The organism is Janthinobacterium sp. J1-1 (genome assembly GCF_030944405.1).
Lineage (GTDB): Bacteria > Pseudomonadota > Gammaproteobacteria > Burkholderiales > Burkholderiaceae_D > Janthinobacterium.
This window is the reverse complement of the sequence record NZ_CP132339.1, coordinates 65,161-76,916: the sequence shown is the minus strand read 5'-3', so window position 1 is coordinate 76,916 and position 11,756 is coordinate 65,161. Positions and strand designations below refer to the sequence as shown.

The 11,756-nt window shown below is 62.6% G+C and carries 11 protein-coding genes and 4 tRNA genes; 7 read left to right on the top strand and 8 right to left on the bottom strand.

The genetic code is table 11. From position 1 onward, the window contains the following. Positions 1-10 precede the first annotated feature (10 nt). The 7 genes from Q8L25_RS00325 to ahpF all read left to right on the top strand — a co-directional run bounded on the left by Q8L25_RS00325 (position 11) and on the right by ahpF (position 6,358). Positions 11-982, top strand: coding sequence for an ABC transporter permease (locus tag Q8L25_RS00325; protein ID WP_308923029.1), 972 nt, complete (start codon positions 11-13; stop codon positions 980-982). 9 nt (positions 983-991) lie between these two features. Beyond that, positions 992-2,032, top strand: a complete 1,041-nt coding sequence (locus tag Q8L25_RS00320; protein ID WP_308923028.1) for a LacI family DNA-binding transcriptional regulator — start codon at positions 992-994, stop codon at positions 2,030-2,032. Next, positions 2,029-2,940, top strand: a complete 912-nt coding sequence (gene rbsK / locus Q8L25_RS00315; RefSeq protein WP_308923027.1) for a ribokinase — start codon at positions 2,029-2,031, stop codon at positions 2,938-2,940. The genes Q8L25_RS00320 and rbsK overlap by 4 nt, the downstream gene beginning before the upstream one ends. Positions 2,941-2,944: 4 nt before the next feature. Further along, positions 2,945-3,337, top strand: a complete 393-nt coding sequence (gene rbsD / locus Q8L25_RS00310) for a D-ribose pyranase (protein ID WP_308923026.1) — start codon at positions 2,945-2,947, stop codon at positions 3,335-3,337. Positions 3,338-3,533: 196 nt separating this feature from the next. After that, positions 3,534-3,944: a DUF3597 domain-containing protein gene (locus Q8L25_RS00305; protein WP_308923025.1), complete on the top strand. Its 411-nt coding sequence runs from the start codon at positions 3,534-3,536 to the stop codon at positions 3,942-3,944. A 156-nt stretch (positions 3,945-4,100) separates the two neighbouring features. Continuing rightward, positions 4,101-4,664: an alkyl hydroperoxide reductase subunit C gene (ahpC, locus tag Q8L25_RS00300; protein WP_308923024.1), complete on the top strand. Its 564-nt coding sequence runs from the start codon at positions 4,101-4,103 to the stop codon at positions 4,662-4,664. Positions 4,665-4,762: 98 nt separating this feature from the next. Next, positions 4,763-6,358, top strand: coding sequence for an alkyl hydroperoxide reductase subunit F (gene ahpF / locus Q8L25_RS00295; RefSeq protein ID WP_308923023.1), 1,596 nt, complete (start codon positions 4,763-4,765; stop codon positions 6,356-6,358). A 73-nt stretch (positions 6,359-6,431) separates the two neighbouring features. On the opposite strand, the gene Q8L25_RS00290 is transcribed toward ahpF, so the two are convergent. The 8 genes from Q8L25_RS00290 to Q8L25_RS00255 form a co-directional block, all read right to left on the bottom strand. After that, complete coding sequence (locus Q8L25_RS00290; protein WP_308923022.1) at positions 6,432-6,749, bottom strand: CzcE family metal-binding protein; 318 nt, start codon at positions 6,747-6,749, stop codon at positions 6,432-6,434. A 120-nt stretch (positions 6,750-6,869) separates the two neighbouring features. Next, a complete protein-coding gene (locus Q8L25_RS00285; RefSeq protein ID WP_308923021.1) occupies positions 6,870-7,496 on the bottom strand; it encodes an ATP-binding cassette domain-containing protein in 627 nt (208 codons plus the stop codon). After that, positions 7,487-8,527: a hypothetical protein gene (locus Q8L25_RS00280; protein ID WP_308923020.1), complete on the bottom strand. Its 1,041-nt coding sequence runs from the start codon at positions 8,525-8,527 to the stop codon at positions 7,487-7,489. Before Q8L25_RS00280 ends, Q8L25_RS00285 begins: the two co-directional genes overlap by 10 nt. 165 nt (positions 8,528-8,692) lie before the next feature. Further along, positions 8,693-8,769: transfer RNA gene (locus Q8L25_RS00275), tRNA-Asp, on the bottom strand. A 55-nt stretch (positions 8,770-8,824) separates the two neighbouring features. After that, positions 8,825-8,900 (bottom strand) — tRNA-Val (locus tag Q8L25_RS00270). A 184-nt stretch (positions 8,901-9,084) separates the two neighbouring features. Further along, positions 9,085-9,161: transfer RNA gene (locus Q8L25_RS00265), tRNA-Asp, on the bottom strand. 54 nt (positions 9,162-9,215) lie between these two features. Beyond that, positions 9,216-9,291 (bottom strand) — tRNA-Val (locus tag Q8L25_RS00260). Positions 9,292-9,394: 103 nt separating this feature from the next. Then, complete coding sequence (locus tag Q8L25_RS00255; protein ID WP_308923019.1) at positions 9,395-11,551, bottom strand: S9 family peptidase; 2,157 nt, start codon at positions 11,549-11,551, stop codon at positions 9,395-9,397. Positions 11,552-11,756 lie beyond the last annotated feature (205 nt).

Sequence of the window (11,756 nt, the reverse complement as noted above, 5' to 3'; positions counted from 1 at the left end):
AAAGCTATCCATGACGACACCTTCTTCTCCTTCGTATCTGCAGCGCAGCCTGGCCGACCTGAAAAATTATGCCGGCCTGATCGGCGCGCTGGTGGCCATGTGCGTGCTGTTCTCGTTTGCCAGCGAAAACTTCTTTACCCTGGCCACGCTCAGCACCCTGTCGAACAATATTCCGACCCTGGTGGTGATGGCGGTCGGCATGACGTTTATCCTGATTATCGGCGGCATCGACCTGTCGGTCGGCTCCGTCATGGCGCTGGCCGCTTCCGTCTTGTCGCTGGCCGTGGTGCACTGGGGCTGGCCGGTATGGAGCGCGGCCATGCTGGGCATGCTGGTGGCCGCCACTTGCGGCGCGATCACCGGACTGATTTCCGTCGGCTGGCGCATTCCCTCGTTTATCGTCTCGCTGGGCGTGCTGGAAATGGCGCGCGGCCTGGCGTACCAGGTGACCAATTCGCGCACCGAATATATCGGCGGCGCCGTGGAAGGCATCAGCTCGCCGATCGTGTTCGGTCTGTCGCCGGCCTTTATCGCCTCGATCGCCATCGTGGTCATCGGCCACCTGGTGCTGACGCGCACCGTGCTGGGCCGTCACTGGATCGGCATCGGTACCAATGAAGAAGCGGTGCGCCTGTCGGGCATCAATCCGAAACCATCGAAAGTGCTGGTGTTTGCGCTGATGGGCTTGCTGGCCGGCGTGGGCGCCCTGTTCCAGGTGTCGCGCCTGGAAGCGGCCGACCCGAACGGCGGCGTCGGCATGGAGCTGCAGGTGATCGCGGCGGTCGTAATCGGCGGCACCAGCCTGATGGGGGGCCGCGGCTCCGTCATCAGCACCTTTATCGGCGTGCTGATCATTTCCGTGCTGGAAGCGGGCCTGGCGCAGGTGGGCGTGTCGGAACCCGTGAAACGCATTGTCACGGGCCTGGTGATCGTCGCCGCCGTGGTGCTCGACACCTATCGCCGCCGCGGCGAACGCGCCTAAGCGTCCATCATGGCAACCATCAAACAGGTGGCACAGGTGGCGGGGGTGTCGTTTACCACCGTCTCGCATGTGCTCAACAACACGCGCCCCGTCAGCGACGAGGCGCGCGCGGCGGTGCTGGCGGCGGTGGAGCAGCTGCACTACGTGCCGAGCGCGCTGGCGCGCTCGTTGAAGTGCCGCAGCACCGGCACCATCGGCCTGATCATTCCTAACAATACCAATCCGTATTTTTCGGAAGTGGCGCGCGGCATCGAAGACAGCTGCTATGCGGCCGGCTACAGCGTGATCCTGTGCAATTCCGATGACGACCCGGTCAAGCAGCGCGAGTACCTGAACGTGCTGTTGACCAAGCGCTGCGATGGCCTGATCCTGTCCGCGCTGGCCGACCGCGACGGCGAATTGCTGCATAAAATGAAGGTGCCGGCCGTGCTGCTCGACCGCGCACCGTGCGACCTGTCGCTCGATTCGGTGGCGGTCGACAACCGCGCCGGCGGCCTGCTGGCCGCGCGCCATCTGCTGGGCCTGGGACGGCGCCGCATCGCCTGCATCGCTGGCCCGCGCGAGGTCGGCATTTCGAATGAACGCATCGACGGCGTGCGCGGCGCCCTGCAGGACGCCGGCGTGGCCTTCGATGATCTGCTGTGCCGCCACAGCGACTTTACCAGCGCCGGCGGCTATGCTGCCGCTTTGGCCCTGCTGGCCTTGCCCGCCGGCCAGCGCCCCGACGCCCTGTTTTGCTGCAATGATCTGATGGCGTTTGGCGCCCTGCGCGCCGCCGCCGAACTGGGCATCGCCGTGCCGGGCCAGCTGGCCGTGGTGGGCTTTGACGATATTGATCTCGCCAGCTTCGTGCATCCACCCTTGACCAGCGTGGCGCAAAATACGCGCGAACTGGGCCAGATCACGGCCGCCTGCCTGCTGGCGCGCATTGCCGAGCCCGACCTGCCGCGCCAGCAGCGCAGCGTGGCGCCGGTGCTGCATGTGCGCGGCTCGTCCGGCGGCCTTACTTTGACTTCACCTTTTACTGAACTGATGGGAATGACACCATGATCGTGGTTATCGGCAGCATTAATATGGACCTGGTCTTGCGCGTGCCGCGCATGCCGCTTCCCGGCGAAACCCTGACGGGCGGCGCCTTCCGTACCATTCCTGGCGGCAAGGGCGCCAACCAGGCCGTCGCCTGCGCGCGCATGAGCGGCAAGCTTGAGGCCGGCGGCCAGCAGGTGGCGATGGTGGCCTGCGTCGGCGACGACGAATTCGGCGCTACCCTGCGCGCCGCGCTGGTGGCGGACGGCATCATCGACCGCCATGTGACGACCGTGCCGGGCGTGGCGTCCGGCATCGCCTCGATCCTGGTCGACGACAACGGCCAGAACAGCATCGTGCTGGCCGGCGGCGCCAACGACTGCCTGAGCCCGGCGCATATCGATGCGGCCAGGGAACTGATCGAGCAGTCCGACATCGTCGTGCTGCAACTGGAAGTGCCGATGGAAACCGTGGTGCACGCGATTAAACTGGCGCGCTCGCTGGGCAAGACCGTGGTGCTGAACCCGGCCCCGGCGGCCAAGGTGCCGGCCGACGTGCTGGCGCTGGTCGACTATCTGATCCCGAACGAAATCGAAGCGGCCATGCTGGCCGGCGCCGAGGTCGATGCGAATGACGTCAAGGCGCTGGCCGCCGCGCTGCAGAAACAGGGCAGCGACAACATCATCATCACCCTGGGTGCCAAGGGCGTGCATGCGGCGCTGTATGGCGGCGACCATGATTTCCCTGCGCAAGCGGTGCAGGCGGTCGACACCACCGCCGCCGGCGACACCTTTATCGGCGGCTTCGTGGCCGGCCTGGCGTCCGGCCTGGACGAAGCCGAAGCGATCGCGCAAGGCCAGCGCGCGGCCGCCTGGAGCGTCACCAAGCCCGGTGCGCAAACCTCGATTCCTTACCTGCACGAGTTGTTCTAAGCCCATGAAAAAATCACCGCTGCTTAATATTGCACTGTCGCAACTGGTTGCCTCGCTGGGCCATGGCGACATGGTCGTCATCGGCGACGCCGGCCTGCCGTCGCAGCCCGGCGTGCCCCTGATCGACCTGGCCCTGACGCGTGGCATACCCGGCTTTATCGACACGGTGAAAACCGTGCTCAGCGAAATGCAGGTCGAGCACCATTTCCTGGCCACCGAACTGCCGCATCACAATCCGGCCATCGCCGAACAGGTGACCGCGCTGGGCCTGCCCGACGCGCGCCAGCTGTCGCACGAAGAATTCAAGCAACTGAGCAAACGGGCGCGCGCCATCGTGCGCACCGGTGAATGCAGCCCGTATGCGAATGTGATCCTGGTCGCTGGCGTGGTCTTCTGAACGCCATCCCCGTCCTGCCTTCCTGACTGCACCACGGCCGCCATTCCTGCCGCGGCGTCTCCCCCCTTGAAACACGCGCCTCCCGCCGCCAGTTGACACCTGGCCAGCGGGACGCGGCCCGTTGCCGTTCCCCCTTATACTCGTCCGGCTGGCTCTCCATCGATTCTTCCATCCACTGACCTAAAGAGGTGCATACATGGGCATTTTTACCAATATCTACAACAAGATTTTTCATCATGGCGACGCCGCCAAGCCTGCTGCCCCGGCAGCGCCAGCTGCTCCGGCGCCGGCCGCACCGGCCCCAGCCGCAGCACCGGCTCCCGCAGCCGCCCCGGCCGCGCCGGCGCAGCCGGTCGACGTGGAAGCTGTGCTGACCAGCCTGGCTGAAAAGAATCCGGAAAAACTCAACTGGCGCACCTCCATCGTCGACCTGCTGAAACTCCTGCAACTCGACAGCAGCCTGGCCTCGCGCAAGGAACTGGCGCAGGAATTGCATTTCACGGGCGACACCAATGACTCGGCCAGCATGAACATCTGGCTGCACCGCCAGGTGATGACCAAGCTGGCCGAAAACGGCGGCAAGGTGCCGGACGCGCTGAAAAACTGAGGTCTGTTCAATCCGATGGGAACTGCCTATGATGGGGTTCCCATACCGTCATGATAGCCAAAACCAATTGAATCTATTGTGACAATCAATTTTGAATATGGACTAAAACCCTTTACACTAGGGTCTTACTGATTCACCACACGAGAGGAAATGACCATGTCGCTCATCAACACCCAAGTTAAACCATTCAAGGCAACCGCATACCACAACGGCAAATTCGTCGATCTGACGGAAGAGTCCCTGAAAGGCAAGTGGTCGGTATTCGTGTTCTACCCAGCCGACTTCACCTTCGTTTGCCCAACCGAACTGGAAGACCTGGCCGACCATCACGCCGCATTCCAGCAACTGGGCGTGGACATCTACGGTATCTCGACCGATACCCACTTCGCCCACAAAGCATGGCATGACACCTCGGACGCGATCAAGAAAGTGCAATACGCACTGATCGGCGACCCGACCACCACCCTGTCGCGCAACTTTGAAGTGCTGATCGAAGAAGAAGGCCTGGCACTGCGCGGTACCTTCGTCATCAATCCTGACGGCTTCATCAAAGTGCTGGAAGTGCATGACAACGGCATCGGCCGTGACGCATCGGAACTGCTGCGCAAAGTCAAAGCCGCCCAATACGTGGCTTCCCACCCAGGCGAAGTGTGCCCAGCCAAATGGACCGAAGGCGCAGCAACCCTGACCCCATCGCTGGACCTGGTCGGCAAGATCTAAGTCTTGATGCAGCACGCAGCACACAAGTAGTTACCGCGATGCCGGACCGGGCGTCCGGTCCGGCAATCGCCTAAATATTTGTAAAGGAAGAAAAAATCATGTTAGACGCAACCCTCAAAACCCAACTGAAATCCTACCTGGAAAAAGTGGTGTATCCGCTTGAGCTGGTCGCTTCTCTCGATGACAGCGCAAAAGCCCGCGAGATGAAAGAATTGCTCCAGGAAATAGTCCTGTTGAGCGACAAGATCACGCTGGTCGAGCGCCTTGACGCCGGTGTACGCGCCCCGTCGTTCAGCATCAACCGTGCCGGCACCGATATCGGCGTGCGTTTCGCCGGTGTGCCGATGGGCCATGAATTTACCTCGCTGGTGCTGGCGCTGCTGCAAGTGGGCGGCCACACCATCAAGTTCGACGAGGCGGTGATCGAACAGATCCGCAACCTCGACGGCGATTTCGAGTTTGAAACCTTTATTTCGCTGTCCTGCCATAACTGCCCGGAAGTGGTGCAGGCCTTGAATGCCATGTCGGTGATCAACCCACGCATCAAGGTCACCACCATCGATGGTGGCGTGTTCCCGAAAGAAGTCGAAGAGCGCCAGATCATGGCCGTGCCGATGATGTTCCTGAACGGCCAGCATTTCGGCCAGGGTCGCACCAATGTCGAGGAAATCCTCGCCAAGCTCGACACCAATGCCGGCGCACGCCAGGCGGAAGCGCTGAGCAAGAAAGACGTGTTCGACGTGCTGATCGTCGGCGGTGGTCCTGCCGGCGCGGCGGCAGCCATCTACGCCGCCCGCAAAGGCATCAATACCGGCGTACTGGCCGAGCGTTTCGGCGGCCAGGTGCTCGACACCATGGCGATCGAGAACTTTATTTCGATCAAGGAAACCGACGGTCCGAAATTTGCCGTGGCGCTGGAACAGCACGTCAAGACCTATGACGTCGACATCATGAATACCCAGCGCGCCGCCAAGCTGACGCCGGGCAAATTGATCGAGATCGAAACGGCCGGTGGCGCGGTGCTGAAAGCCAAGACCGTGATCCTGGCGACCGGTGCCCGCTGGCGCGAAATCAACGTGCCGGGCGAGAAGGAATACCGCAACAAGGGTGTCGCCTACTGCCCGCACTGCGATGGCCCGCTGTTCAAGGGCAAGCGCGTGGCCGTGATCGGCGGCGGCAACTCGGGCGTGGAAGCGGCGATCGACCTGGCCGGCCTGGTGAAACACGTGACCCTGATCGAGTTCGGCGCGGAACTGCGCGCCGATGCGGTACTGCAACGCAAGCTGCACAGCATGGCCAATGTCACCGTGATCACCTCGGCGCAAACCACCGAGATCCACGGCGACGGCAAGATCGTCAATGGCCTCAGCTATACGGACCGCAGCAGCGGCGCGTCGAACAAGGTCGAGCTGGAAGGCGTGTTCGTGCAGATCGGCCTGGTGCCGAACACCGAATGGCTGAAGGGTACGCTGGCCTTGTCGCGCCACGGCGAGATCGAAGTGGACGCCCGTGGCCAGACCTCGATCCCCGGCGTGTTTGCGGCCGGCGACGTCACCACGGTGCCGTACAAGCAGATCATCATCGCCACCGGCGAAGGCGCGAAGGCAGCCCTGTCCGCCTTTGACCACCTGATCCGCTCGGGTGACGACGAGGTGGTGGAAGAGTCGGCCTCGCAGGAAGCCATGACGGCGTAAGCTGTCTTGCTTAAAAAAAACCGGAACCGCCGCCAGGCCGTTCCGGTTTTTTCATGGCTATTTGACTCAGGCGTCAACCTGCATGCAAGGGATTGCTAGCCACATACACCTTGATGCCGTCGACCGGCATGTCCTTCGGCGCGATGGTGGCCAGCGCGAACACGGTGAGGTGGCTGTCGGTGTCGAGATGCCAGCTGAAGCGCTGGCCGGCACGGACGATGGTGACGGTTTCGCCGCGCGTGACATTGATGTGGCGGGTATCGGGCTGCAGGACGATGGTGCGGCCGGCGTCGGACTCGGCTGCCGGACTGCCGTTGGGGCTGGACGCCTGGGCGGCGGTAAAAGCGAGGGCGCAGGCGAGCGCAAGGGCGGCGCGTGAGGTGTGAAACATGCAGGTCTCCGAAAGTGCCGGCCCGGGTAAGGGCCGTGTGTTGTGATGGAGCGCGCCGGGATCGCCGGCTGGCGCAGCCGGCATGCTAAGCCGGCTGGGCTTGAACTGCAAAGCGGTATTTCACAATTGCACGGTCGCCGCCAGCGGCAATTGCGGTGCCAGATGGCTGGTCAGCACGATGCACTGGCGCGCCAGGCGGCCCGGTTCGGCCAGGCGCTGGCGCAGATGCGCCATGGCATCGGCATCGAGGCCATTGAACGGTTCATCGACCAGCAGCAGCTTCACCGGCAAGGCCAGTGCCAGCGCCAGTTGCAGCTTTTTATGCTGGCCCAGCGACAGCGCGGTGACGCTTTGCCGCAAGGTCGGGCTCATGGCAAAGGCCTCCAGTTCGGCGTTCAGCAGGGCCTGGTCGCTGCCCGGATACAGGGCCAGGTGCAGGTCGAGCCATTCGTGTACTTGCAGCCAGGGCAGGGCGGGCGCGTCGCCACCGCAATAGAACGCCTGGGCGCGGTAGGCCAGCGGCATGCTGGCGCTGTCGAGTTCGTCCAGGCGAATGAGGCCCCGCGCGGGCAGCAGGGCGCCGCCCGCCAGTTTTAACAAAGTGGTTTTGCCGGCCCCGTTGGCGCCGCGCAGCCAGGTGATGCCGGGGCCGAACTGCAGATCGCGGTGCTGGAACACGCTGCGCGTGGCGAAATGAAAATCGAGCTGCTCGACCTGCAGCACGGGAGAAGACAGCTTCAATTCCATAATTCGCTTCCGATGGCGCTCAAGGCAAGGATGGACAGGGCGACCAGCACGACGCGCCCGCGCGCCGTCAGGCGGGTCAGGCCGACGATGGCCAGCAGGGCCAGGCTGGCGGTGATGGCATACACGCTGGTGACGCGGCGCAGCAGGGTGGCGGGGTCCAGGCAGTACAGCAACATGGCGGCGCCCAGCAGCACGGCAAGGGCGGGCAGCAGGCTGGCGGCGCAGGCCAGGCGGAGCACGGCGCCGCTGGCCACGGGCCAGGCGTCCAGTGATGGACGCAGCACGGCGATCTGCTCGCGCACGGCCTTGTCGCCACGGTCCGTCACAATGATCAGGCTGGCGCTGGCCAGCAAACCGAGTAGCGGCGCCGGCACCAGCGGCACGCGCAGCAGCCAGGCCAGCATGCTGGCGAGCGCGCCGGCCAGCAGCACGCTTTGCTGGACGCCAATCACATTCTCGTTGCGCCAGAACGGCAGCCAGAACAGCTGGCGCCACAGGAACAGGGTCGGCCAGCGGGGGCGGCGATATACATAGGCTGTCATGGTTGGCGTGTGCGCCTTTTGCGCCGGGCGTGGCGCGCGCAGGCGCAGCGCCATGATGCAGCTCGACAATAGCCAGGCCAGCAGCCACGCGCAAATGGTGGCGGCGATACCGGACGCGGCAATCGGGCGCAGCCAGGGCGGCGACTGCAGCAGCCAGATGCCGGCCGAAACGGCGTAGGCGATGCCCAGTGGCAGCATCAGCAGGCCGGCCACGGCGATATCGGCTTGCCGGCGCAAGCGGCGCGGCAAGGGCAGCTGGCGCAGCCATGCGGCGACAGGCGAGGGTAGCAGCCGCTTGCGCAGCAGCCAGGCGGGCAGGCAAGTGAGCAGGCTTTGCGCGCACAGCAGGCCCAGCGCGGCGGGCCAGGGCAGGGTCAAGGCAAGAAAGCCGGGCAGGGCGATGACGCTCAGCAGCGCCAGCAAGACGGGCCCGGCCAGGAACACGACGATTTCCATGGAGCTGGCCAGGCTGGCGGCAAATTGCAGCAAAGCATGATGAGCCAGCCGCAGCCGCAGGGCAATATAGGGATGTGTGCTGCTGGGCAAGCGCATGCGGGCAGAGGGGAGTGAGGGACAGCGCTGATTCTAGTGCATTTGCTGAGCTGAAATGGGAAAAGCCCTTCGGTTCAGAGAACCAAAGGGCTTTTCTTTTATTGGCGGAGCGGACGGGACTCGAACCCGCGACCCCCGACGTGACAGGCCGGTATTCTAACCAACTGAACTACCACTCCAAGCTCGTATGATCTGTGTTGCTGATCCATGAAGCACTGGACAGTTTTCTGATTTTGGTGGGTGCTGAGAGGCTCGAACTCCCGACCTACGCCTTGTAAGGGCGCCGCTCTACCAACTGAGCTAAGCACCCGCATACCCAGAAAACTATCCCGACGTTTGTCACCACGTCTGGAAGAGGCACTATTATAGAGGGCAGATTCCCGCTTGTGCAACTAAAAATGCAAAATTTTTTCAGGCAATAAATGGGGATGATTTTCTGGCGCGGAAATGGGAAAAGCCCTTCGGTTCAGAGAACCAAAGGGCTTTTCTTTTATTGGCGGAGCGGACGGGACTCGAACCCGCGACCCCCGACGTGACAGGCCGGTATTCTAACCAACTGAACTACCACTCCAAGCTCGTATGATCTGTGTTGCTGATCCATGAAGCACTGGACAGTTTTCTGATTTGGTGGGTGCTGAGAGGCTCGAACTCCCGACCTACGCCTTGTAAGGGCGCCGCTCTACCAACTGAGCTAAGCACCCAAAGCTTGCTTGTCTCAGAAAACCATCCCGACGTTTGTCACCACGTCTGGAAGAGGCGCTATTATAGGATGGCAAAAATCCTGTTGCAAGCGCTTTTTTCAAATTATTCCTTGATCTCCCATTGCGACAGCATCCAGGCCATGTTGAAGGCGTTTTCCTTGATGGCGTCATAGCGGCCCGAGGCGCCGCCATGGCCGGCGCCCATATTGGTTTTCAGCAGCAGCGGGTTGCTGTCCGTTTTATAGGCGCGCAGCTTGGCCACATACTTGGCCGGCTCCCAGTACATCACCTGGCTGTCGTTGAGGCCGGTGGTCACCAGCATCGCCGGATAAGCCTTGCGGGCGATATTGTCATACGGCGAATAGCTGAGCATGTAGTCGTAGGCCGCCTTCTGGTTCGGGTCGCCCCATTCCAGGTATTCGCCGGTGGTGAGCGGCAGGCTGGCGTCCATCATGGTGTTCATCACGTCGACAAACGGCACCGCCGCGTACACCGCGTGGAACAGTTCGGGGCGCAGGTTGACGACCGCGCCCATCAGCAGGCCGCCGGCGCTGCCGCCCTGGATGATCAGCCGGTTCGGGCTGGTCCATTTTTCGCGCACCAGGTAGTCGGCGCTGTCGATGAAGTCATTGAAGGTGTTTTTCTTCTTCATCAGCATGCCGTCTTCATGCCAGGCTTCGCCCATGTCGGTGCCGCCACGGATATGCGCCTGGGCATAGATCACGCCCCGCTCCAGCAGGCTGATGCGGCTGATGGCAAAGCTCGCTTCCGTCGAGATGCCGTAGGAACCATACGAATACAGCAGCAGCGGCGCCGAGCCGTCGCGTTTGACGCCCTTCTTGTAGACGATCCACAGCGGCACCTGCACGCCGTCGCGCGCCTTGACCCACAAACGCTCGGTGGCATAGTGGCTGGCGTCATAGCCGCCGACGATTTCCTGCTGTTTCAGCACCGTGCGCTGGCCGTCCTTCATGTTGACGTCGATGACGGTCGGCGGCGTGATCGGCGACTGGTACGACATGCGATAGTGGGTCGCATTGAATTCCGGCGTGCCGGCCGCGTTGGCCAGGTAGACCGGGTCGTCGAATTTGACGGTCTTCCACTGCTTGCTCTTGAAGTCATAAATACGGGCGCGGTTCAGGGCGCGCGCCTTTTCCATCACCACTAGGTAATCCTGGAACACATCGAGCGACTTGATGACGGCGTCCTTGTCGTGCGGCACCAGCGGACGCCAGTGCTTCGGCTGCGGGGTGCTCAGCGGCGCGCTGACGATGCGGAAGTTTTTCGCGTCCTTGTTGGTCAGAATATACAACTGGCCGTCGCGGTGCTCGACGCTGTAGCGGTGGCCTTTTTCGCGTGGCAATACCAGCTGGAATTGGCCGTCGGGCGTGGCCGTGGACAGCAGGCGCACGTCGCTGGTATCGGTGCTGCCGGCGCGCAAAACAAAAAACTGCTTGTCCTGCGTGCGGTTGATGCTGATGGAAAATTGCTCGATCGCCTCGTGGTACACCTGCTGCGGCGCGCCGCCCAGGTCCAGGCGGAACAGCCGGTCCGAACGCTTGGTGGTGGCGTCTTCCTGTACCAGCATCAGCGTGGCGTTGTTGGCCGCCCAGGCCAGCGAGGTGACGCGCGGCATGGTGTCACTGAGCAGCTTGCCGGTGTTCAGATCCTTGATGTGCAGCTCGTACTGGCGAAAGCCGGTGGTATCGGTGGTGTAGGCCAGCAACTGTTCATTCGGGCTGACGGCGAATGCGCGCACCGAAAAGAAGGTGTGGCCTTCGGCCAGCTGGTTCTGGTCCAGCAGGATTTCCTCTGCCGCTTGCGCGTCATACGCGCCGTTGGTGCCAAGCGGGCGGCGGCAGTTGATCGGATATTGCTTGCCCGCTTCGGTGCGCGTGTAATAGTAAAAATTGCCCATGCGTACAGGCACGGACAGATCCACTTCCTGCATGCGGCCCTTGATCTCGCCGAACAGCTTGTCGGCCAACGGCTGTATCGGGGCCGTCACGGCGGCCGTGTAGGCGTTTTCCGCATTCAGGTAATCGATCACGGCGGGATCGGTCTTTTTTTGCAGCCAGCGGTAGTCGTCGGTCACGACAGTGCCGTGGCGGGTTTCCTGCCAGGCAGACTTGGCGGCGATGGGGGCAACGGGTGCAGCAGCGTCGGCCGCCGTCGCCAGTGGCGCCAGGGTGGACAGCAGCAGGGCCGGCAGGCTCATGGCCAGGCGGACGGTGTGTGAATAGCGTGATAGGCGAGACAAGGCAACTCCTTTGTAGTGTTGTGGCAAGATTCTATTCTTGCTACTCAGAAATGCAACCGCTGATCTTGCCGGCCCGTTTCAACTTGCCAGAATTGCCGTTTCGGGTAATACTGTATGCATGAACAGTATCTTGCCGCCATCGTGCCGCGGCAGGCCCAACCGCCGCGAGGTGTCCTTGACCGCATCTGCTCCGCCACTCTCTGAA

Bases quoted from the DNA above. Each gene is read 5' to 3' on its own strand.
- rbsK (WP_308923027.1), top strand. From the start codon at position 2,029: ATGATCGTGGTTATCGGCAGCATTAATATGGACCTGGTCTTGCGCGTG.
- ahpC (WP_308923024.1), top strand. From the start codon at position 4,101: ATGTCGCTCATCAACACCCAAGTTAAACCATTCAAGGCAACCGCATAC.
- rbsD (WP_308923026.1), top strand. From the start codon at position 2,945: ATGAAAAAATCACCGCTGCTTAATATTGCACTGTCGCAACTGGTTGCC.
- Q8L25_RS00285 (WP_308923021.1), bottom strand. From the start codon at position 7,496: ATGGAATTGAAGCTGTCTTCTCCCGTGCTGCAGGTCGAGCAGCTCGAT.
- ahpF (WP_308923023.1), top strand. From the start codon at position 4,763: ATGTTAGACGCAACCCTCAAAACCCAACTGAAATCCTACCTGGAAAAA.
- Q8L25_RS00325 (WP_308923029.1), top strand. From the start codon at position 11: ATGACGACACCTTCTTCTCCTTCGTATCTGCAGCGCAGCCTGGCCGAC.
- Q8L25_RS00290 (WP_308923022.1), bottom strand. From the start codon at position 6,749: ATGTTTCACACCTCACGCGCCGCCCTTGCGCTCGCCTGCGCCCTCGCT.
- Q8L25_RS00305 (WP_308923025.1), top strand. From the start codon at position 3,534: ATGGGCATTTTTACCAATATCTACAACAAGATTTTTCATCATGGCGAC.
- Q8L25_RS00320 (WP_308923028.1), top strand. From the start codon at position 992: ATGGCAACCATCAAACAGGTGGCACAGGTGGCGGGGGTGTCGTTTACC.